We start from the raw sequence: 23,069 nt of genomic DNA, 5'->3' as shown, positions 1-23,069 counted from the left end.
GCCCTATACTCAGGTCTGTCCTGTGTTCACAATCACTTCAGGGTGAGAGAGTTCGCCGCTCTTACGGCACGTGTGGGCAATATGCTAGCATACCCGAAGTATCCAGTACCGAATGTCCCTCACCAAACCAATACTATGACAGACATATCTTCTTATCAGACATATAGCTACGAACCAGACGAGAGTTCCCGAATCGACTCGTCCCCAATCTCGTCGAGGACGTGCTCGTGAAACGCCTGGAGTGCCGCACTCTCATCCTCCGCGAGCACCACGTCGCTCGCCGAAAGCGTCGCCAGCCCGAACGCCCGCGGCGTCGGGGAATCGAGCAGCGTACGCTCGACCTCGATTTCGTCGGACTCGAGTGCAGCGACGAACGACTCGAGTGCGTCCACGTTGAGTTTGTCTTCGAGAATTTCGCGGTAGGTCTCCTCAATGACGGCGAACTCCTCCAGATCCTGCGCAAATCCGAGGAGCATCTCGCTCGAGACTTGCTGTTCGCTGGCGGACTTCTCGTAGCCCTTGTAGCGTTTGAGGATCATCAGCGACCGGGTTGCGTTGATTCGGAAGTAGCGCTGGAGGAGGTCGGTGCCGTCGATGGCAGCCCGTAGGTCTTCGCGGACCCGCTCGGGATCGAGGTCGTCGAAGATGCCTTCCACGTCGACCTTCCGGTTGAGCGGCATCGAGAGCACGAAGCCGTTGTCTGCGACCGCGACGCGGACGTTGGCCGTCGCCTCCTGGGCGCAGTAGTAGGCGAGCAGCCGCGAGAGACCGTCGTTGAATTTGCGCCCGTACGCGGAGTGGACGTAGTAGTGGCGCTCGTACTCCTGACGGTCGCGTTCGACCTCGATCGCGAGCCGGTCTGGTGTGCTCACGCTCTCCGCGCCGGCGTACCGAAGCTGGTGGTCGAACAGCCGTGCGATCGCACGGACGCTGTCGTCGTCCAGCGGGAACTCGCGGAGCCAGGCACGAACGCGCGGCGGGCCACCCGCTTCGTAGTGGGCGAGCAGTTCTGCCTGAAAGTCGAGGATCTCACAGCCGAGGTCGTAGGAGAGCGGGAGTCGCTCGGAGTACCACGACGGAACTGTTGGGCGGGCACTCGTGCGGTCGACGTAGACCTTCGAGCCACGCCGATAGCGGAACTCGAAGTGGTCACCACCGAGCACGAAGACATCGCCCTTCTCCAGGGTGTCGAGGTAGTTCTCGTCGAGTTGGCCGACCCACTCGTCGCCGGCGCGGGTGGAGACGTCGCAGGTGAACGAGTCCGGAATCGTCCCGATGTTGGTCATGTAGATCACCCGCGCCAGCCGACCGCGCTTGCCGATCAGCGGTTTGCCGACGGGGAACTCCTCGTAGTGGTGCTCCCCATCTGGCGCGTCGTTCGTATCACGCCAGACTTTCGCGTAGACGTTCTTCTCCTCCATGCCCGCGTACTCGGCAGTCAGATAGCGCATGAGCGACTCGAACTCGGCTTCGGAGTAGTTGCGGTACGGGTAGGCCCGGCGGAGAATCTCCGTGATCTCGGCCTCCGGTCGAATCTCCGCGATTGCCATCCCGTAGACGTGCTGGGCCGCCACGTCCTGGGCGTTCTCGGGAATCGAGACGGAGTCGACGAACCCGTCTTCGGCCTTCTTCAGCATGACCGCGCACTCGAGTAGCTCGTCCCGGTCGAGGGCGATCACCCGGCCCGTCACGGTCTGTCCGACGCGGTGGCCCGCGCGGCCGACGCGCTGGAGGAGCGCGGCGACGGATTTGGGTGAGCCGACCTGCACGACGAGGTCGACGTGGGGCATGTCGATTCCCAGTTCGAGGCTCGTCGAGGAGGTGACGACGTCGAGGCTGCCTTCCTTCAGCCGGGACTCGATATTCTGTCGGACGTCCTTCGAGAGGCTGCCGTGGTGACAGCCCGAGTTGTCCTCGGTGTAGGCGTCGAACTGCTCGCGAAGGGTGTGCAACACTCGTTCCGCGCCGGATCTGGTGTTCGTGAAGACGAGCGTGTTTGTGTGGTCCTGGATGTGCTCGTGGAGCATTCGGTAGAACCGGTCCTGGACGACCTCGCGGGAGGTGTTGATCAGGTCGTCGGTGGGGCACTCGAGTTCGATGTCGAACTCGCGGGCGAAGCGGGCGTCGACGATGTCGTAGTCGCGTGGTTCGCTTTTCGGTTCGGCTTCGGAAGGCGCTGGTGCTGTGTCGGCGCTCGTCGCGTCGCCAGCCGCTGCGTCAGCGGCCGACGAGCCGTTAGCAGCTGCGTCGCCGCCCGTTGGCATGCTCGGCTCCTCGCGCCCGACCAGAAACTCCGCAACCTCCGAAAGTGGTTCGATGGTCGCCGAACAGCCGATTCTGGTGATTTCGTGGTCGGTCATTGCCGCGAGTCGTTCGAGACTGACTGACAGGTGGGTGCCTCGCTTGCCCGCTGCGAGTGAGTGAATTTCGTCGACGATGATGTACTCCACCGTCCGAAGCTTCTCGCGGAACTTCGGCGAGTTCAGCAGGATGGCCAGCGTCTCGGGCGTCGTATTGAGGATATGTGGCGTCTCCTCGAGCATCTTCTGGCGGTCGCTCGAGGACGTGTCGCCGTGGCGGATGGCGTGGCGTATTTCGCCCATCGATTCCCCGTCGTCCCGGTCGTCGACGATCGATTCGATTCCCTCGAGTGGCACCTCGAGATTGCGGTGAATGTCGTTCGCGAGGGATTTGAGCGGGGAGATGTAGAGACAGTAAACGGAGTTTTCGAGGCCGTCTTTGGATTTGCGGTCACATCGGTAGAGTTCATCGATAATTGATGTGAACGCTGCGAGCGTGTTATGGAGATATAGCCCGCCACGACCGCCGACGTAGTTGTGTGTATCCGGCACACTGAGGTCAACGATCTGACCGCTGTATGAGGAGGCCTCGTTCGATTCGACAGATACCCAGGCAATATTTTGGGATTGGATATCGTCAATCTTTGCAGCGAGTTTGCGTGTCGTCTCGTCGGATGGGAGTGACTGGAGCGTCGTAGATAGTTTCCCCAACGCCCGTTCTGTAAGATATCCACTTCGTCTGGCCACTTCGTAGATATTGCCGAGTTCGGCGTTGAACTCCCGATCATTCTCGAAATATTTCGACAGTGCACGAATGTCCCGATAGTCGAACGCGTGTCGTCCAATGTGATTTCCGTTACGCTCCTTTGAGACGTGTGCTTCTATCTCCTCAAGGTTTGGATGGACGATCGAACACTCCGTGAGGAGCGTTGACAGATTGTCGATTCCACGAATCGTGAGCGAATAGTACGTTCGCCGCGTTTGTTCGTCCGTGTTCGCTGCGTATTTCTCCCGTCTGCTGCGGGCCGGGATAATTCCGAACGAGAGGAGAAGGTATATCAATTGCTCTATCTTTAGCTCGTTAGCTTGTCCGAGACGGATTTCATTGTATCGAGCCTCGGCCTCTACCGACAGAAATGTCGAAAGGAACGACCGTTTGATTGGTTTCGACGCGTTCAATACCCAGTTCGGAAGCGGGACGTCTCGTCCCGGACCGGGTTCGATATCGAGTAATTCTGCAAAGAACACGGAAAACGCCGAATCGGAGATGATGTAGTCACTCTCTGACTTTTGTTCGAATTCGATACCGAATCGGTCTCGCATGGTCTCTATCGTGCGTTCGAGAAGTTCGGTCCGATTCTTCTGCGAGATCAGTACAAACCGGCTCCGTTCATACTCGCCGATCAAGCCCTCTGCGAGGACAAATGCTGCCAGTTCTGCGAGTTCGGAATCGAGCGTGGTAGGATAGCAAAATCGGGAAACGCGACCGTTGTCTGTTTTAACAAGTACCTCACCGGACCGAAGCGGCGTATACGATTCTCGAATTATCTGGAGAAATTCTTCAGAACAGTACTCGCTTCTACCGTGTACGAGATTTGAGACAGATGCGAGGCTAATCGACAGTCTGTCTGCGACGTCTGAAAAAGAAAGGCCTGCGAGTGCAAGCGCAAGCCGTCGTTCGTACTCGGCAAACGCCGAAATAGGTGCCTCATCCTCGAGATGAGCGAGGACGCGATCCGACTCAGCCTCGGTCGCAACAAGCGGAAATTCCGATCGAAGCTGATCGTGTGCTGCACTAACGTCAAGCTCGATATCACGTTCGGGGAGATTGATATGTTGAGGAATCCCGATCCGGTCTCCGTCTTCAATCTTGCTTGCGGATCGCCACTCGGGACCCGACGATGTCTCGACAAGAAGCGGATGGTTCGGTGTGACTTCGATCTCTCTCCCGTACGACGTTTGAATTCGATGGATCGGTCCGTCGTAGGTCTCCGAATAGACCATCGACTGCTGGAGTGTGAGTTCGTCTTCGTCAAGCGAATACGCCTCGACTGAACTCGTGTACAGTTCTCCGTCTTCGTCGACATCCGTGACTTTTCGATTCCGTCGTTCGAGAAGCTCAGTTGCTCGAAGGACTGTTGCCTCTCCATCGTCTCGAACGATAATCGGCGTATCCGGTTTGACACACTTTCCGCTACCGGTCGGCGCACAGATCAGCGTGTTCTGTCCTTCGTGAATCTTCGGGATCGCCCCCTGCTGTGGTGGCGTAAAGAAACCGTCGTTCTCGGGGACGAACTCGCCGAACTCCGCGAGCCACCACTCCTGGACGGCGGGTTCGAGCAGGTCGAAGACATCCCGGTCGTCGACCGTCGCAGTCTCGGGATCGAAGGGGAGAGCGTCGTCGTCGATCGGCAACTCGCGGCGCGCGGACCCATCCATCACCTCCGTCTGGGGGACCGGCGTGTAAGAGGGTTTGCCCACCGGAGCGAAAGTGAAACAGTGGTGACTCCAACTGATCCGGAGTGCTCCCGCGTCACTGGCGTCGCCGCAGCGTCCCGCGAACGATCGGCGTCGCCGGGAAGATGCCGCGGTCGATCCGTTCGATCTGCTCGACGGCGAAGGCGTCGTGACAGACGAACCGCTCGACGGTGTCGCGAGTCAGTTGACAGCCGCCGGCGACGCGCTCCCAGAGCGGATTCAAGACGTGCTGTCCAGTCCCGCGCCAGCCGTCGGCATGAACGTGCTCGAGAAAGCGAAGTTCGCCGCCAGGTTTGAGCACGCGCGCGACCTCCTCGAGTGCAGCGTCAGGCTCCTGGATCGTACAGAAGACGAGACTGGCGAGCACGACGTCGAAGGCGTCGTCCGGGTAGGGAAGTGACTCGGCGCGAGCAGCTCGAAGGTCGACCGCGCACCCGGAGTTTCTCGCCTTGGTAACCGCCTGGCGGCGCATGTATCGGTCCGGTTCGATCGCGTGAATCTCGACCGACGGAGCGGCCTCCGCGAGGTACGGGAAGTTCGCGCCTGTCCCTGCCCCGATGTCGAGTACGCGACCCGAGAGGTCTCGGGTTAGATACCGCCGGTGGGATTCGAACAGGAGTCGATCCGGCACGACGAGGTCGTACACTGTCGCGACTAGCGGATGTGAAATGTCGCTCGTGTCGGCAGATGCGCCCATATTCTATCCATGGTAGCCGGCGTGATATCGATTCGGTCGGCCTCCGGGGCAGCGGCTACGATTCATCGGATCGTCTTCGGAATACACTCGATCACGTCCGTCGCAACCACGCCCGGCCCGTACTCGGCCGTCGCGAGTTCGCCACTCTTGCCGAGAATCCAGGCACCGAGCTCCGCTGCGTCCTGACGATCCATCTCCTGACCCAGCAACGACGCCGTGATGCCGGCCAGTGTATCGCCCGTTCCCGCGACGGTCAGCGCCGACGTGCCGGTGTCGTTCTCGAGTCGCTCACCCGTCGTCACGATTACGTCCACGCCACCAGTCAGCGTGATGACTGCCCCTGTTTCTTCGGTGAACGCCCTGAGCGAGCCGTAGGCCTCGTAGATCGGACCGTCCTCCGACCCACTCGGCGTGAGCACGGCCCTCGAAAGATCCGACTCGAGTGCGGGTTCGATCGCGAGCGCGTCGACGACGACGGGGATGTCGGTTCGCTCGAGGACATCACGGATCGCGTCCGCCTCGGCGTCGACGAGGCCGGGGCCGATGACGAGTGCGTCGGCCCACTCGCAGATATCGACCGCGTCGGCTGCTGCGTCCTGATCGAACTGATCGCCGTCGTAGGGGCTCACGAGCAGATTTGGCGACGAACCGGCGACGGGTGCGTAGAGCGCTTCCGGGACCAGCGTTCGAACGTGATCCGTTCCAGTTCGGAGTGCTGCACGTCCGACGAGTGCAGGTTGGTTTGGATACTCGATGCTACCGCCGACGACCGCGACGCGGCCGTTGTCGGTGTCGCTCTCCTCGGAAATGTTCGAGAGCGTTCGTTGCAGGCGACCCATACAGAGTGTACGTCGTCACGGCGGGTTGGGGATTCGGCAGGCGTGTTCCGGTTGAAGCAGGTGCTCTCGATGGGTGAGTGTGGTGAGTGGGTCCGACTGACGAGGACTGGCGGCCGTGAAACGACCCTACTCGATCGGTGTTCCGCGATTTCGCATGTCGTCGCTGCAGTCGGGACAGGAGCCGGGTGCAACCGCCGTCACGACGGTTCCGCAGGCGAAACACTCGTAAACCGATTCCTCACTTGGGTCGAGTTTGACGTCTTTCATTGTTATGGGTAGCCGTGACGCACCAGTCGCCACATTCAGGAATATTAGGGATAATAGGTTGAAGGTATTCGTTGAGTATCTAGCACCACCTGGAGGTAGTGGTTCACTATTCAACCCGCTACGTGTGTGTCGAAATACCAAGATCGTCGAACAACACAGTGAAGAGCTTTCGCTGGACCGTCCGATGGTGCCGATAGAACGCGGCCGGCGAAATCGAAAGTGTCGACGAAATCTCCTCACCGGAGCGCTCGCGCGGCGACTCGAAGTAACCGCTGTAGTATGCGTGCTGGACCACCTCGAGTTGCCTGTCGGTTAGGCGCTCGAGTAGTTCTGCCCGAATATCACGCGGCGTCGTCCGGTCAACGCGACGTTTCGAACGGAGTTCGATATCGGAAAAGGCGGTTGTCACGATATCGGTGCTCGCACCGGTGCCGACACCGCCAGCAGCGCCACTACCTGTCTCGACATCCGCCGGAACGTCGACGACGACGCGAGTCGACTCCGGTGTCGCCCGGACACTCCGGAGAATCGCGCCATGATCTGCGAGCGTGAGTGCCGGAAACGGCCGAGCGAGTTCGAGCCTGATCGTCCCACCGCGCTCACCGTTCGCGTTGCTGTCGGTTTCGTCGGCGTTGGCCCTGTCGGACTCGGATAGGTCGGTACTCGTGTTCGAGTTCGAGACCGGGTTCGGGTTCGAGTTCGAGTTCGAGTTCGCGTCCGGGTTCGGGTTCGAGTTCGAGTTCGAGTTCGCGTCCGGGTTCGGGTTCGAGTTCGAGTTCGCGTCCGCGCTCACAGTTGCGCTCGCGTTCGCGTTTACACTCCCGTACCCCCCTCGTCGATGGTCACTGACGACCTGTGCATCGGTGACCGCGACGAGTTCTGTCGCGGCAGCGGCCACATCGGCTGCCGGCGCGCCCTCGACCGAGGCGAACACCGTCGCCCCGTCCTCGTGCTGGCGAACGCCGCCGTCGAACGAGATCGTACAGTCTACGCGTGTCGCGAGACGGGTGAAAACGAAGTTCTCGTCTGCGACGTCGAACTCGAGTCGCGTGTTCGCGTTCGAGAGAAGTGCGCGCTTGCGGTCGACCGCAGCGATGGCCGAGGCGATCGTTTCGCCGAGTTCGGTGAGGACAGCGCGGGTGACCTCGTCGAAGGCGTCGGGTCGGTCCGCGTAGACGGTCAGGACACCGTATGAGAACTCGTCGTAAGAGAGTGGGACGCTGATGACCGACTGATACTCGCGAGCGAGGGCCTCGCTCCGCCAGGGCTGCTCGCGCAGGTCGTCGACGACGTTTGCGACGACCGTTCCCTCGCGTGTGACGGCAGTTCTGACGGCGGGTTCGCGGCCGTGGACGGATGGTGCGGTTGCAGTTGCGGTTTCTGTTGTCGCTGTCGATTCGTCTCCTGTGGCTCCGTCAGCTGGCTGTGCAGCGTCTGCGGGCTCTGCGGACTCTGCGGGCTGTACGGACGCTGCGGACTCTGCGGGCTGTTCGGGAAGCGAGAGCGAGACGCTGTCGAGGTAGTCCCGACCGCGATCCGTCCCGCCGTGGGTACGAGACTCGAGTCGCTCCCCGGATGGATCGTCAGTACCGATCCAGGCGAACGAGAAGCGGTCGGTGGCCGTCAACCGGTCGCAGACGCCGTGTTCGATCTCGTCGCGCGTTTCGGCCTGGACGAGTTCCTGGTCGATCTCGCGGATGATCTCGTTGATCTGGTTGAGACTGGTCAGCTGGCGGTTCTGACGCTTGAGTTCGCGGTCGCGCTCCCGAAGCGTGCGCTCGCGTTCGACGCGGTCGAGCGCCGCCTCCGCTGTCGTTGCAAGCAGGTCAGTCACCTCGCCAGAGACCTCGTCGAAGACACCCACCTCGGGCGAGCCGGCGACGAAGACGCCGTGATCGCCGAGCGGGACGAACGCGGCGCTTCTGATCTCCGTCGTCGGCTCGGCGAGTAGCGGCGAGTCGTGAACGTCCGCCAGGAGGCGGCTCTCGCCGTCGACGAAGACGTCGCCGACGATACCCTGACCAACCTGCTGGGCTGAGAGCGGACCGTGAAGCGCCGCCATCGACTCCGAACGAGCGGCCGGACGAAGCACGTTCTCGTCGGTGTCGAACAGGTAGATCGCACTCGCCTCGAGGTCGAGCACGTCCGTCGCGTCGTCGACAGTGATGGCCGCGATTTCGCGATCCGTCTCGGCGTACAGCAACTCGCGAGCGGTGCGGTGAAGCGCCGTCAACGCCTCCTCACGGCGCTTGCGGGTCGTAATATCGCGACAGCTGTAGAGATGCGTTCCGTCCTGAATCGAGACCTCGCGGACGTTGACCAGCAGGGTATGCTCGCGACCCGCCTTGTCCGTCGCCGTACACTCAATATCCGTGAGCACGCCGTCCTCGGCGAGTTCCGCACGGTCGAACAGGTCCGCACCGAGGAGTTCGTCGATCGACCCCATCTCGTGGATCTCCTCGTCCGTGTAGCTGAAAATGAAGTGCACGTTCGGGCAGACGTAGGTAAACTCACCCTCGTCGTTCGTGATGAGGACCGTATCGGTCATGTGATTGAGCGTCACCCGATGAAGTTCCTCGGACTCGCGCAGATCGGACTCGAGTGCCGCGCGCTCGGTGACATCCGTTGCGCGGACGAGGATCGTCGTGACGCGGTCGCCGTCGGTGACTGGTCGGACGGTCAGATCGAGCGTCTGGCGGTCGTTTCCTGTCGCCTCGTCATCACCTCCGGTTCTCTCGACCTCGTTATTCGGCCGCTCGCGCGTTATCTCCCGACGTACCACCCGGCCGCTCGCAGCCGTCTCGACGGCCTGTTCGATCGTGTCGCGACAGGTATCGAATCGGCCCCACGAGGCGAGCGACCAGAGTTCGCGCCCGCGAACGTCGGACGGCGTCGCGTCGAGGTCGGCGAGCGCACCCTCGTTCGCCCGTCGGACGATTCCGTCGGAATCGAGCACCCAGGCGTACGCCGAGGGATCGTCGAAGATTGCCTCGAACTGGCGAGCCTGCTCTCGGTGTCGGTCTCGTCGCTCAACCCGCGACAGTACCCGCTCGACGGCTGCCAGGAGTGGGTCATTCTGGACCGAGCTGGTATCCACAGCAGGAGCTGAATCTGTCTCCGTATCTTCGCCCGCTCTCGTCTCACCGACACGTGGGACGTACTCGGTACTACCGGCAGCGGCGGCTGCTCGCGCCAGCGCATCACTCCCGTCACCTGCCGCCGGCGAGAGGACGATGGGGATCTCGCTGTGGTCTCCACTCGTTGCGTCTCGCCTGCTACTTATCGAGTCTCCCCTTCCCACTCCCTCTCCGGCTCCTGTGCTGCGCCCCCGAATCGCCTCGAGTAGCGCCAGTCCCGACCCGTCGGGAAGATCGGCCGCTGTCACCACGCAGTCGACCCTGTCGGCGTTCGGCTGCTGGTCGAGCCACTCGAGTGCAGCCGACGACGACGGGACCGACTCGATGTCGGCACCGGCGAGCCGTCCGCCGTTCTCGGCGGAGAGAGAAGCGAACTCGTCCGCAAGTGTAGCCCCGACGACGAGCAGTTGCGGCGGGGGAGCGTCGACAGTCCGTGCGGTATCCATTCAGTGGGAATATGTGACAGGGGTGAGTGAAAGCATCGGTTCACAGTCTCGACGAACGAGAACCCGAAACGGAAGTAGGGACAGCTCAGACGAACCGGAACAGCCCAGCCAGGATAACGAGCAAGACGAGTACCGGCACGGCTCTGAGCACGACGTTTCGGATCGGAAGCAGTCTCGCCTTGTTCGACCAGTTGATGACAGCGCAGCCGACCTGAACCGGTCCGAAGATGTCGCGCCGTCGCAACGGTGTGGCGGCTGCCATTAGCTCGGTGACCCACTCGAAGAACGGTTGTAGATCCGGGTGGTCGATGCTGTCCCGGACGAGTTCGACACTCAACTCGACGTTGTACTCGAAGGCGACCTGTGTGATATTCGCGGAGCCGATGATACAGACCGGGTCCGGCCCATCGCGGAGGTAGAGCTTCACATGAAGGCCGCGTGTGTGCTTGTACAGCGACACCTGTTCGTGGTCGTCGTGCGCCCAGAGGTCCCTGGCGATTCGCGCGGAGAACTGGTCCGAGGCGGGGCCGACGATGACGATCAGTTCGTTCTCCCGCGAGCGCTCGAGAAACGAGACGATGGCGTCTCGAATTCGACTGTAGCCCTGGTAAGTGAAGTAGCCGCTGATGAGGTAGACCGTGCCGTTGTCGTCGAATAGATCGATCAGCGCGTCCTCGAACCGGCGTGTGCTGTCAGTCGTATTCAACAGCCGGACAGCAGGTTCGGCGTCGATCATGCGTACCGCAACGATGGTCAGGTATATTGAATACAGGTATCGAACGCAGTCACTGCCAGCGCACTCAGCGATCCAGTTCCAGCACAATCGGCCGATGATCCGACAGCTGCACGTCGAGAACGTCACACCGCCCCACGTCGAGTGACGGTGAACAACAGAACAGATCGAGACTTCTCGAGCCGACGAGCCAGTCGTCGAACGGACGCGCCGGCACCGTCTCGCCTGGTACCTGTAACTCGAGTGCAGCCTGATCTGTGAACTCGTGCAGTTCGTCGGTCGCGGCGAAGGTGTTGAAGTCGCCGGTGACGACGACCTCCCGGCCGCCAGCGCGGTCGCGGATCAGCGTTGCGAGTTCGGCGAGCTGACGTCCTCTGCTGCGAGTGCCCAGCGAGAGGTGGACCATGAACAGGACGACGTCGGCGGCGAGTTCCACTTCGAGGACGAGTCGTTTGCGACCGGCCGAGAGGTAGTGCGGAACGATCGTGCGGTTCCGGTTGGCACGCGAGAGCACAGCGTTGCCGAGTTGGCCGAAGAACGGTAGCGACTGGACGAGGCCGCTATCGCCGTACTTGTTCGCAACGTCACCGTCGTAGGCGAGGCCACGTCGCTGGAGCGAGTCGCGAAGCGTCTGGAACTGTCCGTCCGTGATCGTACGGTGAGAGCCACGGTCGACCTCGAGCAGCGAGACGACGTCGGGGCGTTCGCGCTCGATGAGCGAGACGAGTCGTCTGAACGCCTGTCGCTCAGTGATGGTGTCGCCGAGGGTGGCACCGATCGGCGGTGGGACGTAGCCGCCAAGGACGTTTTCGTAGCCGAGCAGATAGCCAGCGTTACAGGAGAGGATTTTCATGGTTGAGAGCGAATCTCACGGTGGAGACCACGGAAGACCCGTGAACAGGGGAGAGTCGCGGGTCACATCCCGTTGGTCGCAGGTCAACAGATTGTGGCTTTACTCAGGCGGTGAGGCATATAACGATTCCCCCCTACAGCATCCTACTCACACCCTCACAGGATCCGTCTCACTGGCTCGTACGCGAACAGTTCAAAGGCGGAGAACGGCAGAAAGTGAGAACCGCAGCAAGCGGTTCGTCTCCGGCAGACGGTCGCATGAGAGTCGGACGCGCTACGCATCCGACGCCATTGCACCCTGTGCCGGCTTCCACTCCTCGTCGGGGTCGACTCGACCTGCGCGGACGGCGTTGAGGATCGCCCCGAGCAACAAGCAGAAGCCGCCGAAGTAAACCCACGTGAGAATTAACAGGATCGCCCCGGCGATGCCGAACAACGCGACACTCTCGGACGTTGCGACGTAAAGCCGGAAGCCAAGCGCCAGCACCGTCCACGAGAGCGCCGCGAACGCCGTCCCCGGCAGGACCTCGCGGGCCGAAACGTCCGCCTGCGGAAAGAGGTAGTACATCGGGAAGAAGAGCGCAGTGAGAAGCACAAGGAGGACGACGCTGCTGACGGCCGCTGCCGCCACGCCGCCGAGGAACACGGAAGCGCTGACGCCGACGATACTGATCAGTGCAACCCCGAGGGCGACCGTCACAGTCAGCAACGCAGTGTTGAACGCCGTCACAATCGTCACCGTCACCGCACTCCCGACGTAGGACTGGTCCTTCCGAGAGCCATAGATATCCGTAAACGCACTGTTGACGGCCTGGAAGAGCCGCGCGCCACTCCACAGCAAGATCGCCAGAGCGAGCACGCCAGCCCGAGCGAGATCGATACCTGCACCGCCAGTCACCTCGCTTGCATCAGACGTGAGCATCCCCTCGAGTCCGGCCGCCTCCTCGATCGTCTCGAGTAGCGGCTCGAGTGCGTCGACGAGCGACATGCCGACGAGCAGGAGGATGACCAGCGGAACGAGTGTGTTGAACGCGTGGTAGGCGAGCCCTGCGGCGGTGACGCTGATCTGGCGTTTGCGCGCGACGGCAGCGACGGAGCGAGCGAGTGCTGGGAGCGAGGTGGCTCCGGGGCTGGGTGTCGATTCGGATGCGGGTGCACTCGAGTCGCTGCCGGAGGACATGACTGTCAGAAGGAGACAACGGTGGGTCGGAAGTGGTTGTTGGTGGCGACAGTGGGTGCTGGTGCTGATGTTGGTGTTGGCGCTGGTGCTGATGCTGGTTCAGGCGCTGGCGCTGGTGCTGGCGCTGGTGCTGATGTTGGTGTTGGCGCTGGTGCTGGTGCTGATGTTGGTGTTAGCGCTGGTGCTGATGTTGGTGTTGGCGCTGGTGCTGATGCTGGCGCTGGTGCTGATGTTGGTTCAGGCGCTGGCGCTGGTGTTGATGCTGAGACGCGGACTGGCGCTGAGATGCGGACTGACCGTCCGTAGCTGAAGACGGAACTCACTCGTCGTGAACGACTGACTGGACGTGGCCGACGACGCCGCTTTTCAGTTCGACCTTCGGGCCAGACGGATCGTCCTCGTAGACCGTCCCGACCTCGCCGACGATCGGTTCCTGATCCGTCGATTCGACATCTTGGTCGCCCTGGACGATTTCGACGGTGATCCCTGACGGAGTTCCTCCGCGGTTGGTCGGTCACTAGACATGGGCGATGATGGGGCAGGTCGCTCGAAAAGGGTGGTGCCTGCGTTTGCGTTCGCGTCGCCAGGACAGAGTGAAACGGCTCAGTCTTCAGTTCTCGCGTCTCACGTCCCACGTCTCGCGTCTCACGTCTCACGTCTCGCATCTCGCATCTCGACCGACAGTCCCTAGTCCTCGGTCTCCTCGTCCTCGAAATCCAGCGCGACGGAGTTGATACAGTAGCGCTTGCCGGTCGGCTCTGGCCCATCCTCGAAGACGTGGCCGAGGTGGCCGCCGCAGTTAGCACAGAGCACTTCCGTTCGTTGCATCCCGTGGCTGGTGTCGAGTCGTGTCTCGATCCGGTCGTCGTCGACGTCGTAGAAGCTTGGCCAGCCACAACCGGAGTCGTACTTCGTGTCGCCGTCGAACAGTTCGGCCCCACAGCCGGCACACTCGTAACTACCGTCAGCCTTGTGGTCGACGTACTCGCCGCTGAAGGGAGCCTCGGTGCCCGCTTCCCGAAGGATTCGGTACTCCTCCTCGTCGAGTTCCGCGCGCCACTCTGCGTCGGTTTTGTCGACCGGCGACTGCTGTTCCGACGCTGTTGCGCGCTCGTGGTCGTCGTTTCCCATGGGAATACCAAGAACTGAGACGGCCAAGAGTCTGTTGTAACACGACATCGGTACGTCGGTACGTCGGTACGTCGGTACGCCGGTTCAATGCTCGCGAGTGGGACAGTTCTGAATCGACTCTTGTGCGCCTCAACGTACGTCCCCGGCTACCTGCTCGTGATGACGTCCGTGCTCTCACAGTCCGGACACTGCGTCATTCGGCCGAGTTTTGGGACATCGATTCGGTGCCACTGTTCGTCCCCGCCAGGGGCTTCGAAGCCACACCGCCGGCATCGCGACTGGCCGTGGGATGTTGGTGTGCTTGCCATGTGTGACAGTATGGCAAAAGCTGCCATATAGGTTGGCACTCTCTCGCACACTGATACAGAGGAAAGGCAACAGCGCTGTACACCAACCCGGTGCGCAATGCTGGTCGAAGACACACACCTTCACGGTGGTCGACCGCCAACACGTCCTAATGACTGTTTCCCAGACCGTCGAACTCGAGGGCCACATCATCGACTCCGGGTCGATGGGTCACTGTTTCGGGGCCGTCATGGAGATGGGCGGCGAGTTCGAAGTCGAGGAGTTCGAGGTTGGACGCCACAAACACGACGAGACGTACTGCCGGATGACTGTCACCGCGGAAACGCCAGAGGACCTCCGCGCGATCCTCCACGAACTCAACCAGCAGGGTGCGACTGTCACCGACCCGCGGGATGCGACCATCGAACCCGCACCGGACGACCAGGTCGTCCCGGTCGACTTCTACTCGACGACGAACCACCCCACCTACGTCCGCGTCAACGGCGACTGGGTGGCAGTCGAGGATATCGAGATGGATTGTGCGCTCGTCGTCGAGAAACAGGAGTCTGGTACTGAGGAAGGCGACACGAAGCCACGTGTCTACACCAAAGTCCTAAACGCCGTCGAGGAAGGCGACCTCGTCGTCACCGGCGAGAGTGGTATCCGCGTCGAACCACCCGAGCGCCCGCGCAACGGCGGCGGCTCCTTCGGATTCATGCAGGGCGGCGTCTCCAGCGAACGGCCGTCCAAATCGCTAATCGAGGAAATCGCCGACGAGATGCGCGACGTACGCGAGAACGACGGCACCGTCCTCGCTGTCTGTGGCCCCGCGATCGTCCACTCGGGAGGACGCAACGCCCTTGCTGAACTCGTTCAGGAGGGGTACGTCGATGCGATCAGCGCGGGCAACGGCTTCGCCGTCCACGACCTGGAACGAGACCTCTACGGTACCTCCCTCGGCGTCGACACCGAGAGCCTCGAACATCCGCGGAAGGGCCACAAACACCACATCTACACGATCAGCGAGATCGTCCGCCACGGCGGCATCCCCGAGGCCGTCGACGCCGGCGTCGTCGACGAGGGCGTGATGTACGAGTGCGTCCGAAACGATGTCCCCTACGTACTTGCTGGCTCGATCCGCGACGACGGCCCGCTGCCGGACACCATCACCGACGCGATCGAGGCACAGGATGCGATCCGCAAGCAGGCCCAAGACGCCGACCTCGTGCTCATGCTCTCGACGCTCTTGCACTCCGTCGCCGTCGGCAACTGCCTGCCGTCGACAACCAAGACCGTCTGCGTCGACATCAACCCTGCAACCGTCACCCAACTGCTCGACCGCGGCAGCGCACAGGCAATCGGCCTCGTCACCGACATCGGCGCGTTCCTCCCAATGCTCACCGACGAGTTACTCGAGTCCGACTCGACGTGAGCACCATCGCGTCCGAAACAGCGTCACTGGGAGAGTCAGGTGGGACAGCACGCCCAGAACGCCCATTCGCCCCGATCAATTTATCAAATTGTAGTCAGGGCAAGGTATTTTATATCGTTGTGTGGTATCCCGTATCCATCACTCGGCAGCGGTCAGCGGGCCGGCACCGATACCAGTGATTGTGATACGGAGGGAGGATGCAACAGGAACACATCGACGCCAGCAAGCAGATTCAGAGACGGACCGGAAAGACATTTTACCTCGCAACCAAATTCCTGCCCCAGCGCGTCCGCCACGCGACGCACGTCTTGTACGCCTTCTTCCGCATCGCCGACGAAATCGTCGACGACGCTGACGGCGTGCCCCCCGAAACCCAGCGGGCCGAACTCGAGTCCCTCCGCGCACAGGCACTCGGCGAGACCGAGCCCGAGGACCCGGTCCTCGAGGCGTTCCGGACGCTCTGCGAGCGCTACGAGATTCCGGACGAAGAGATCAACGTCTTCATCGACGCGATGGCGACCGACATTACGAAGAGCCGCTACGAAACTGCCGCCGAACTCGACGACTATATGCGCGGCTCCGCGGCCGCCGTCGGCGTCATGATGACCGCGATTATGGAACCCGAGTTCCCGGAAACGGCCCGTCCGCATGCCATCAAACTCGGCGAAGCCTTCCAGTTGACCAACTTTTTGCGCGACGTGCGCGAGGATATTCTCGACCGCGACCGGATCTACCTCCCGGAAGAAACCCTCCGTAAACACGGTGTGTCCGACGCTCAGATCGAGGCACTCGAGTTCGACGACTCGTTCGCGGCGGCGATGGCAGAGGAGTTACAGCGGACGGAGGCCCGGTACCGGGCGGGAGTGGCTGGGATTCGCTACCTGCCGGACGATTGCCAGTTCCCGGTGCTCGTTGCAGCAGTGCTCTACGCGGAGCACCACGCGCTGATTCGTGCGCAAGGCTACGACGTGCTCACGTCGGAGCCGTCGCTGTCGACGGCACGAAAGCTTCGGTGTGTGCTCCAGACGCGCTGGCACTGGCAGTGGAATCGCGACCCGGAGGCCGTGTTTCAACGTGTTTCGGCCGTTCCCGCTGCTGACGCGAGCAGGGGGACGAGACATAACGAACACGGTGAACGGACGCCAATTCAATGACTGGTAAGTGAGTGCCGGTTCACTGACCGTCGAGACGGCAATTCCGGTTCACGCCGGAACGGCCGTTCGAAGCAGATCACGATCGTACCGGCCCGTGCTGAACAGGCCGAGACAGAACAGGCCGGCGATGGCAGCGGGGATCCAGTTGCCGTAGAGCAGGTTGATCGACCCCCACAGCAGGACGAAGCTCACCAGATCGTCGAGGATGAACTCACAGGAGCGGACGCGCTCGAGCAGCGCCTCGCGGTCGAACGCCAGGTCGACGAGCACGACTGCGATGGTCCCCGAGAGCAGCCAGCCGAGGTAGTTCGACACCGGAACCCCGTAGTAGACACCCGCAGGCGTGAACTCCCAAAAGCCGATTGCGACGGCCGCTGGATCGAGAACGAGGTCGACGGCGATCACCGCCGTGACGGCACCAGCCAGCCTGAGGACGGGATTCCGGTGGCGCTCGCCGAGCACCAGCAGCGTCAACAGATAAGCGTTGAGCACCAGCGGGATGAAAAACAGCGGCAGCGCCAGTGGCACCTCGCCGAGGAGCATCGGCCCGAGCTGGATCGTATACTCGAACGCGCCGTAGGGCCAGTCGGTCCGTACGCCGACGATTTCGATTGCATATGTGTACGCAGTCAACACGCCGAGACAGCCGAGCGCCCACCAGCCGATTCGGGGCAAGAGGCCGACGAGCAGCGGCGAACGCATCACGGCGGTCCCGAACAGCAACAACAGCGGGTTGTACGCGAGGGGTTCCGGCAACAGCCCGAGATCACTCGCCACGAGCGTCACCGCACCGATGACCGGGAACACCACCGCGATGGTGAACCGGTTCTCACGGATGATGGACTCGAGTCGGTGCTGGAGCACAGCGCGTGACCCCTCGCTGGTTCGAGTTGGGGTAGTCGAAGTCGAGGCAGAGGCGGAACCAGAGCCAGAAGCGGATTCTGGTGACGAGTCCGCTTCGGAGCCCGAGTCCGGACTATCCATAGAGCACCACCCAGAGGCCACCCATGGTCATCGCCGCGCCGACGACAGTATTGATCGCCGGGAACCACCAGTAGGCGCGGTCGACGTCGATTCGCGTCGCGACAATAGTGGCGATGAGTGCCGGATAGACCAACAACAGCGCGCCGAGTCGGACATCGAGCGCGGCGAACGCGAGCGCACTGCCCAGCCAGCAGGCAGCACAGTAGCCGTACGTCCGCGTCTCACCGAGAACGGTTGCAGTCGTACGGATTCCAGTCTCCCGGTCGGGTACGATATCGGGAATCGCGGAGAACGTGTGCATCCCCATCGCCCAGAGCCAGGCACCCACGACGGCGAGTACAGGGGGCTGCGTGCCGGCAACCGCGGCATAGGCCGCCGCACCCGGCGCGATGTAGAGGCCGTTCGAGACCGAGTCGAGGAACGGCGTCGTCTTGAATCGGACCGGCGGCGCGCTGTAGGCTGCGCCGAGAACGAGGAAGACGGCGATCCAGGGCCACGCCGCGCTCGGCACGAGCGGAACGAGTACCACTGCCAGCGACGCACAGAGCGCAACCGCGACTGGTACGTACCCCTGACCGCGGTAACGCGCTTCCCGTTCGTCGGCCGCTTTCTTCGGGTTCTTCGCATCTATCTCGCGGTCGTAGATGTCGTTAATCCCGTAGAGGAACACGTTCGCCGGCACGAGGAAGTACGCGAACAGTGCGACCGTCGCGAGCGTGATCAGGTCACCGGTGCTCTCGGCCGCGTAGGCGATGCCCACTAGCACCGGACCGGCGAGGTAGAACCAGAATCGCGGACGCGAGAGGGTGAACAGGTACGAGAGCGACTCGAAGCCGCCTCGGCCAGCGGTCTCGCTGGCTCCGCTGGTTTCACCGCTGTCAGCACTGGCTGCAGGGGCACTATCGTCCGAGACGCCGTCGGCGTGAGAGGGTGGAGAAGACAGCGCGGTACTCGAGTCCCCCACCAAACGCAACCCCGACCTCACGAGTCCGAGTACGCTCTCAGGCACCGCCATGGTCCCCCAGCACGGCCTCAGCCGTCAGCTCGCCGCTGATCAGACACATCGGGACGCCGATCCCCGGCGTCGTGTCGGCCCCGGTGAAATAGAGTCCGTCAACCTGCTTCGAGCGGTGTGGTGGCCGGAACAGGGCCGTCTGTCTGAGCGTGTGGGCGAGCCCGAGTGCGGTCCCGTCGTAGCTGTTGTACCGACTGGCGAAGTCGGAGACACAGAAGTCCTCCTCGAAGACGATCCGATCCCGGAGGCTGGTTCCCGTATACGTCTCGATATCGTCGAGGATGAGTTCTCGGTACTGGTCGCGCATTTCGGGGGTGTCCTCGAGTCCCGGTGCGATCGGAACGAGGACGAACAGCGCGCTGTGGCCGTCGGGTGCGACAGTATCATCGGTTTCGGAGGGCACACAGAGGTAGTACGCCGGGTCCTCGGGCCACTGCGGATCCTCGAAGATCTGATCGAAGTGCTCCTCCCAGTCGGTCGGGAGAACGAGCGTGTGGTGGGCGAGGTCGTCGACGTCGCCCTCGACGCCGAGATAGAGCAAGAACGCAGAGGGGGCGTAGGTTCGGGACTCCCAGTAGTCGGCGTCGTAGCCGCGTCGTTCGGGCGCGAGCAGGTCCTGTTCGGCGTGTGCGTAATCAGTGTTGCTCACCACCAGATCCGGTCGGAGCGCACCGTCGGTCGTTTCGACGAGGAACGCGCCCGTCCGGCCCTTGATTTTCGTCACCGGTCGCCCGGTGTCGTATTCGACGCCGAGTTCTCGTCCGAGGTCGACGAAGGCGTCGATAACGGCCCCGATACCGCCGTCGGGATACCAGACGCCGAGGTTGAAATCGACGTGGCTCATCAGGTTGTACAGCGCCGGCGTGTTCGACGGCGACCCGCCCAAAAAGACCAGCGTGTACTGCATGATCTGTTGCAACTGCGGATGGTCGAAGTAGTTCTCGACGTGGCCCTGCATCGATCCGAGCAACGAGAGCCCGCGCGCCTGTCGCGCAACGGCCGGGTCGATGTAATCTCGCAGCCGTGGCCGATCCTTGTAGACGAAGTGCTCCATGCCGACCTCGTAGTTCTCCCGAGATTTTTCGAGATAGCGCTCGAGTGCCTCACCAGCGCCCTCCTCGTACATCTCGAACAGTTCCTTCGTTCGCTCCAGATCCGGTGTGATGTCGATCCGGTCGCCCGGTATCTGAGACGAGGCCGTCATCGTGGTTGTCGCTGGGGTGTCGCCATCCGTGCGTACTCGAGTCCCTGCTGATTCGAGATCTGGGTTCGTGCTGTCTTTGAAGAAAATTCGGTAGTGGGGGTCGAGGTGTGTCAGGTCGTAGTAGTCCGTTGGCGTTCGGTCGAAGTTAGCGAAAAACCGCTCGAAGACATCGGGCATCAGATACCAGGATGGTCCCATGTCGAACCGGAACCCGTCGCGTTCGAGACGGCTCGCGCGGCCGCCGAGTTGGTCGTTTTGCTCGACGACGCGGACGTCAGCGCCGGCGTCGGCGAGATAACAGGCGGTCGAGAGGCCGCCGACACCGCCCCCGACGATGACGACGGAGTTCCCGGATAGTGGTTGCATAGTCGACACTGACTCTTGGTGTAGTGAAAAACCTAGGTCCTGACAGTGTGGGGCGCAAGGAAATAGCGGGACGCCTGCTGGGAGAATAGCTGCTGCTGTGGCCGGTCCGATGGGGAGTCGAGCGATGAAAACGAACCACGACCACGGTGTGATGTCATCACCCTTCCTATAAGACACGTTTGCGAGTGCGTGATCGGCGTTACAAGTGCGTGACCGGCGGCTCTGTGGGTTAAAGGACGGATGTGAACGTGGCAGGAGCTATGGGCCTAACGTGGATATAGGTATAGGGGTCAGCGCAGCGCTACTGCCACCGAAGTAAAATCAGTCGATGTGGCCTTCGCGGCGGAGCTGGTCGGCGTCCTGGCTGGTGTAGCGCCACTCGATCGTGGCCTTCTCGTCCTGCCAGTCCCAGGGCTCGGCGACGACGATGTCGTCTTGCTCGATCCAGGTTCGGTATTTCATTCGGCCTGGAATACGGCCGAGACGTTCCTCGCCGTCCTCACACCGCAGTTGCACATGGTTGCCACCGAGGTGTTCGGTTACGACGGCGAATACTTCATCGCTGTTGGGCATACGGAGATTCCGTCGCCCGGATTCTTCTGTCACACCTGACCTACGTTCGGCAGACGTTTAAATCATCGGAAAGTCGTGGTACCACGCACCACGGCCCTGGTGTGGGGAAATCGGTCGTTTCAGCGTATTTGTATCAAGTGTATTAGAGCTCGCGCTCTGAATCAGGGTTCTGGAGTTCCCACAACAGTTCCGGCAGGAAGGCCTCGAGATTGTCGATGACGCGGCGCTCGCTGACGTTCAGGCCGTCACAGTGGTCGTGGGCAGATTCGCGGATGTCAACGTGGAGGTCGCCGTCCTCGAGCCAGACGCCGAGCGGGAAGACAGAACACCGCGCCGGCTTCCAGTCCTCCTCCAGATGCAACGAGCAGAGGCCGTCCTCACGGAGAAACGCGCAGGCGGAGCCGTCGTCTGCGACGTGTTCCTCTCGGTCTTTTGCCTCGCGCGTGACGAACTTCTCGCCGCGGAAGTCGGTCGTCGTCTCGGCGAGGTTCGCCCGCTGGGCGAGTTCGAGAAGGTCCCGATCGTAGAGGAGGACGCCGTGGTGACAGCACCAGGTGCAGTCGTCGACACACTCGAAAGTGAGATTGGGATCGAACTCGACGACGGCCTCGCGGTCGGGGTAGACTTCGACACGTCGTGTCGTGTCAGCGCTCACGTGTTCGTGGAGACGGTTCGCGCTGAAGTGCCTTTCTACCGGTACCGGGTGCGAACCGGAGTCGTCTGCGGACAACTGTTCGAGACGAAAACGTATAGTCGTCGACAGAAAACTGCATACCAAGCAACAGATGCCCGACCAACCGCATAACGAGCAAGAAATATCCGACCGATTCACCGAAATTCTCGGCGGGGCTGGCTTCGTCTTCCTCGTCTCGTACGTTCTCACGGTGCTAGCGCGTGTCACCTGGTCGACGGTCGAAGCCTGGATCGGCGAACTGTGACTGATGCTCTCACTGGTACTCATCTGCGCTGTCTCCGGCGCACTGTTCTCGCGGTTCACCGGGGTGCGCACCGATTCTCTCCTTGTCGGTGGATTCTTCGTCTACCTCGCCTGGTGGGGCTACCTCGAGGTGACCACGGGACCGTTCGACAGCCCGGTGCACATCCTTCTGGGCGTCTTGTTCCTGATCGGATTCGGTCTCGGCGCAACGGGCGGCGAACGCCTTGATAGTGGGAGCGGCCGACGGTCGAGTACCTCCAGATGAGGACAGCTAGTCGGTCGTCTCGGCAACCGTGTTCCGCAATGTACCGACACCTTCGTACGTAATTTCGATCGTATCACCCGGTTCGACGAGGCCAGGGTTTGCGGGGCTGCCGAAGGCGACGACATCGCCCGGCTGGAACGTAAATCGCTTCGAAAGATAGGAAACGACCTCGGCAACACCGAACAACATCAGATTCGTCGTCGCTTCCTGGCGGCGTTCGCCCGCCACGTCGGTGTGCATCTCGAGTTCCGTCTCCGTCGCGTCGAGTTCGGTTTCGATCCACGGACCGAGCGGGCCGGAGCCATCGAATGCCTTCCGCGCGGTGCGGCCCTGCTGGTCGAGCGCGTCCACGTCGTTCATGATCGTGTAGCCGCGGACGACCTCGGAGACTTCGTCCTCGGCCACATCGTGACACTCCTCGTCGATGACGGCCGCAAGTTCGCCGGCGTACGTGAGTTCGTCGGTAAAGTCAGGGTACGGAATCGGTTCCTCGTGGGCCAGTAGCGATGCCGGTGGTTTGATGAAAAAGTCCGGCTCCTCGGGACGTTCGTACTCCATCTGCTCGAGCGTCTCGGCATAGTTTCGACCGACGCAGTAGAGCGCCGTCGGCTCGCAGGGTGGGAGCAGGTCGCCGTCGACGCCGACCTCGTACGTGCTGTCGTCGGTGTCGTCGGTATCGCCGCTCCCGTCTATCGGGTGAACGACGCCGTCCTCATATCGTCCAACTACAGGTCCGCTCTCGGTCTCGATCCGTGCGAGTCGCATACAGGGGGTCGTGAACCGATCGAAGTAGG

21 protein-coding genes and 1 pseudogene are annotated in these 23,069 nt (G+C 62.0%); 5 read left to right on the top strand and 17 right to left on the bottom strand.

Going from position 1 to position 23,069, the window contains the following annotated elements; translation table 11 throughout:
• Window positions 1-167 precede the first annotated feature (167 nt).
• The 8 genes from NMAG_RS04855 to NMAG_RS04825 all read right to left on the bottom strand — a co-directional run bounded on the left by NMAG_RS04855 (window position 168) and on the right by NMAG_RS04825 (window position 12,929).
• A complete protein-coding gene (locus NMAG_RS04855; protein ID WP_004216849.1) occupies window positions 168-4,739 on the bottom strand; it encodes an ATP-dependent helicase in 4,572 nt (1,523 codons plus the stop codon).
• Window positions 4,740-4,833: 94 nt separating this feature from the next.
• Complete coding sequence (locus NMAG_RS04850; protein WP_004216847.1) at window positions 4,834-5,475, bottom strand: class I SAM-dependent methyltransferase; 642 nt, start codon at window positions 5,473-5,475, stop codon at window positions 4,834-4,836.
• 62 nt (window positions 5,476-5,537) lie between these two features.
• Window positions 5,538-6,314 (bottom strand): NAD(P)H-hydrate dehydratase, encoded by a 777-nt coding sequence (locus NMAG_RS04845; RefSeq protein ID WP_004216846.1) that lies wholly within the window; start codon window positions 6,312-6,314, stop codon window positions 5,538-5,540.
• Between the two features lie 126 nt (window positions 6,315-6,440).
• On the bottom strand, window positions 6,441-6,581 hold the full coding sequence (locus NMAG_RS21510) for a rubrerythrin-like domain-containing protein (RefSeq protein WP_004216845.1): 141 nt from the start codon (window positions 6,579-6,581) through the stop codon (window positions 6,441-6,443).
• A 118-nt stretch (window positions 6,582-6,699) separates the two neighbouring features.
• Complete coding sequence (locus tag NMAG_RS04840) at window positions 6,700-10,164, bottom strand: GAF domain-containing protein (protein ID WP_004216844.1); 3,465 nt, start codon at window positions 10,162-10,164, stop codon at window positions 6,700-6,702.
• A gap of 85 nt (window positions 10,165-10,249) precedes the next feature.
• Entirely contained in the window at window positions 10,250-10,900 is a 651-nt protein-coding gene (locus tag NMAG_RS04835) for a phospholipase D family protein (RefSeq protein ID WP_004216843.1), read from the bottom strand.
• A gap of 64 nt (window positions 10,901-10,964) precedes the next feature.
• Entirely contained in the window at window positions 10,965-11,750 is a 786-nt protein-coding gene (locus tag NMAG_RS04830) for an endonuclease/exonuclease/phosphatase family protein (protein WP_004216840.1), read from the bottom strand.
• A gap of 273 nt (window positions 11,751-12,023) precedes the next feature.
• Complete coding sequence (locus NMAG_RS04825; RefSeq protein WP_004216838.1) at window positions 12,024-12,929, bottom strand: YihY/virulence factor BrkB family protein; 906 nt, start codon at window positions 12,927-12,929, stop codon at window positions 12,024-12,026.
• 55 nt (window positions 12,930-12,984) lie between these two features.
• Here NMAG_RS04825 and NMAG_RS04820 point away from each other — a divergent pair, with 55 nt between their 5' ends.
• Window positions 12,985-13,239, top strand: coding sequence for a hypothetical protein (locus NMAG_RS04820; protein ID WP_237076818.1), 255 nt, complete (start codon window positions 12,985-12,987; stop codon window positions 13,237-13,239).
• Between the two features lie 9 nt (window positions 13,240-13,248).
• Here the strand turns inward: NMAG_RS04820 and NMAG_RS20840 are convergent.
• The 3 genes and pseudogenes from NMAG_RS20840 to NMAG_RS21980 form a co-directional block, all read right to left on the bottom strand.
• A pseudogene (locus NMAG_RS20840) lies at window positions 13,249-13,454 on the bottom strand (DUF2196 domain-containing protein).
• Window positions 13,455-13,616: 162 nt separating this feature from the next.
• Window positions 13,617-14,060 (bottom strand): peptide-methionine (R)-S-oxide reductase MsrB, encoded by a 444-nt coding sequence (msrB, locus tag NMAG_RS04815; protein ID WP_004216835.1) that lies wholly within the window; start codon window positions 14,058-14,060, stop codon window positions 13,617-13,619.
• 146 nt (window positions 14,061-14,206) lie between these two features.
• A complete protein-coding gene (locus NMAG_RS21980; RefSeq protein WP_012996452.1) occupies window positions 14,207-14,368 on the bottom strand; it encodes a hypothetical protein in 162 nt (53 codons plus the stop codon).
• A 149-nt stretch (window positions 14,369-14,517) separates the two neighbouring features.
• Between NMAG_RS21980 and NMAG_RS04810 the strand changes: the two genes are divergently transcribed.
• On the top strand, window positions 14,518-15,777 hold the full coding sequence (locus NMAG_RS04810) for an ornithine cyclodeaminase, nickel-pincer nucleotide-dependent (RefSeq protein WP_004216833.1): 1,260 nt from the start codon (window positions 14,518-14,520) through the stop codon (window positions 15,775-15,777).
• 197 nt (window positions 15,778-15,974) lie between these two features.
• Window positions 15,975-16,931, top strand: coding sequence for a phytoene/squalene synthase family protein (locus tag NMAG_RS04805; protein WP_004216832.1), 957 nt, complete (start codon window positions 15,975-15,977; stop codon window positions 16,929-16,931).
• A gap of 48 nt (window positions 16,932-16,979) precedes the next feature.
• Here the strand turns inward: NMAG_RS04805 and cruF are convergent, their stop codons facing one another.
• From cruF to NMAG_RS04780, 5 genes are all read right to left on the bottom strand, one after another.
• Window positions 16,980-17,915 (bottom strand): bisanhydrobacterioruberin hydratase, encoded by a 936-nt coding sequence (gene cruF, locus NMAG_RS04800; RefSeq protein WP_012996451.1) that lies wholly within the window; start codon window positions 17,913-17,915, stop codon window positions 16,980-16,982.
• Window positions 17,908-18,930: a prenyltransferase gene (locus NMAG_RS04795; RefSeq protein WP_012996450.1), complete on the bottom strand. Its 1,023-nt coding sequence runs from the start codon at window positions 18,928-18,930 to the stop codon at window positions 17,908-17,910. The genes cruF and NMAG_RS04795 overlap by 8 nt, the downstream gene beginning before the upstream one ends.
• Complete coding sequence (locus NMAG_RS04790; RefSeq protein WP_004216828.1) at window positions 18,917-20,500, bottom strand: phytoene desaturase family protein; 1,584 nt, start codon at window positions 20,498-20,500, stop codon at window positions 18,917-18,919. The genes NMAG_RS04795 and NMAG_RS04790 overlap by 14 nt, the downstream gene beginning before the upstream one ends.
• A gap of 321 nt (window positions 20,501-20,821) precedes the next feature.
• Window positions 20,822-21,106, bottom strand: a complete 285-nt coding sequence (locus NMAG_RS04785; RefSeq protein ID WP_076609512.1) for a translation initiation factor eIF-1A — start codon at window positions 21,104-21,106, stop codon at window positions 20,822-20,824.
• A gap of 109 nt (window positions 21,107-21,215) precedes the next feature.
• Window positions 21,216-21,728: a YkgJ family cysteine cluster protein gene (locus NMAG_RS04780; RefSeq protein WP_012996449.1), complete on the bottom strand. Its 513-nt coding sequence runs from the start codon at window positions 21,726-21,728 to the stop codon at window positions 21,216-21,218.
• A 130-nt stretch (window positions 21,729-21,858) separates the two neighbouring features.
• Here NMAG_RS04780 and NMAG_RS21975 point away from each other — a divergent pair, with 130 nt between their 5' ends.
• Together NMAG_RS21975 and NMAG_RS04775 are read left to right on the top strand one after the other, a co-directional pair.
• Window positions 21,859-22,011 (top strand): hypothetical protein, encoded by a 153-nt coding sequence (locus NMAG_RS21975; RefSeq protein ID WP_004216817.1) that lies wholly within the window; start codon window positions 21,859-21,861, stop codon window positions 22,009-22,011.
• Between the two features lie 3 nt (window positions 22,012-22,014).
• Entirely contained in the window at window positions 22,015-22,275 is a 261-nt protein-coding gene (locus NMAG_RS04775) for a hypothetical protein (RefSeq protein ID WP_004216815.1), read from the top strand.
• Between the two features lie 6 nt (window positions 22,276-22,281).
• On the opposite strand, the gene NMAG_RS04770 is transcribed toward NMAG_RS04775, so the two are convergent.
• Complete coding sequence (locus NMAG_RS04770) at window positions 22,282-23,040, bottom strand: fumarylacetoacetate hydrolase family protein (RefSeq protein WP_004216813.1); 759 nt, start codon at window positions 23,038-23,040, stop codon at window positions 22,282-22,284.
• Between the last annotated feature and the right edge of the window lie 29 nt (window positions 23,041-23,069).

It is taken from the genome of Natrialba magadii ATCC 43099, assembly GCF_000025625.1.
GTDB classification, from domain to species: Archaea; Halobacteriota; Halobacteria; order Halobacteriales; family Natrialbaceae; genus Natrialba; species Natrialba magadii.
Note: the sequence above shows the minus strand (reverse complement) of the source record. Positions and strands in the feature narration are given on the sequence as shown.

Excerpts from the sequence above, each read along its gene's own strand:
- NMAG_RS04855 (WP_004216849.1), bottom strand. The coding sequence starts at position 4,739 with ATGGATGGGTCCGCGCGCCGCGAGTTGCCGATCGACGACGACGCTCTC.
- NMAG_RS04790 (WP_004216828.1), bottom strand. The coding sequence starts at position 20,500 with ATGCAACCACTATCCGGGAACTCCGTCGTCATCGTCGGGGGCGGTGTC.
- NMAG_RS04845 (WP_004216846.1), bottom strand. The coding sequence starts at position 6,314 with ATGGGTCGCCTGCAACGAACGCTCTCGAACATTTCCGAGGAGAGCGAC.
- NMAG_RS04795 (WP_012996450.1), bottom strand. The coding sequence starts at position 18,930 with ATGGCGGTGCCTGAGAGCGTACTCGGACTCGTGAGGTCGGGGTTGCGT.
- NMAG_RS04775 (WP_004216815.1), top strand. The coding sequence starts at position 22,015 with ATGCTCTCACTGGTACTCATCTGCGCTGTCTCCGGCGCACTGTTCTCG.
- NMAG_RS04830 (WP_004216840.1), bottom strand. The coding sequence starts at position 11,750 with ATGAAAATCCTCTCCTGTAACGCTGGCTATCTGCTCGGCTACGAAAAC.
- NMAG_RS21980 (WP_012996452.1), bottom strand. The coding sequence starts at position 14,368 with ATGGCAAGCACACCAACATCCCACGGCCAGTCGCGATGCCGGCGGTGT.
- NMAG_RS04840 (WP_004216844.1), bottom strand. The coding sequence starts at position 10,164 with ATGGATACCGCACGGACTGTCGACGCTCCCCCGCCGCAACTGCTCGTC.
- NMAG_RS04805 (WP_004216832.1), top strand. The coding sequence starts at position 15,975 with ATGCAACAGGAACACATCGACGCCAGCAAGCAGATTCAGAGACGGACC.
- NMAG_RS21510 (WP_004216845.1), bottom strand. The coding sequence starts at position 6,581 with ATGAAAGACGTCAAACTCGACCCAAGTGAGGAATCGGTTTACGAGTGT.
- msrB (WP_004216835.1), bottom strand. The coding sequence starts at position 14,060 with ATGGGAAACGACGACCACGAGCGCGCAACAGCGTCGGAACAGCAGTCG.
- cruF (WP_012996451.1), bottom strand. The coding sequence starts at position 17,915 with ATGGATAGTCCGGACTCGGGCTCCGAAGCGGACTCGTCACCAGAATCC.
- NMAG_RS04810 (WP_004216833.1), top strand. The coding sequence starts at position 14,518 with ATGACTGTTTCCCAGACCGTCGAACTCGAGGGCCACATCATCGACTCC.
- NMAG_RS04850 (WP_004216847.1), bottom strand. The coding sequence starts at position 5,475 with ATGGGCGCATCTGCCGACACGAGCGACATTTCACATCCGCTAGTCGCG.
- NMAG_RS04770 (WP_004216813.1), bottom strand. The coding sequence starts at position 23,040 with ATGCGACTCGCACGGATCGAGACCGAGAGCGGACCTGTAGTTGGACGA.
- NMAG_RS04825 (WP_004216838.1), bottom strand. The coding sequence starts at position 12,929 with ATGTCCTCCGGCAGCGACTCGAGTGCACCCGCATCCGAATCGACACCC.
- NMAG_RS21975 (WP_004216817.1), top strand. The coding sequence starts at position 21,859 with ATGCCCGACCAACCGCATAACGAGCAAGAAATATCCGACCGATTCACC.
- NMAG_RS04835 (WP_004216843.1), bottom strand. The coding sequence starts at position 10,900 with ATGATCGACGCCGAACCTGCTGTCCGGCTGTTGAATACGACTGACAGC.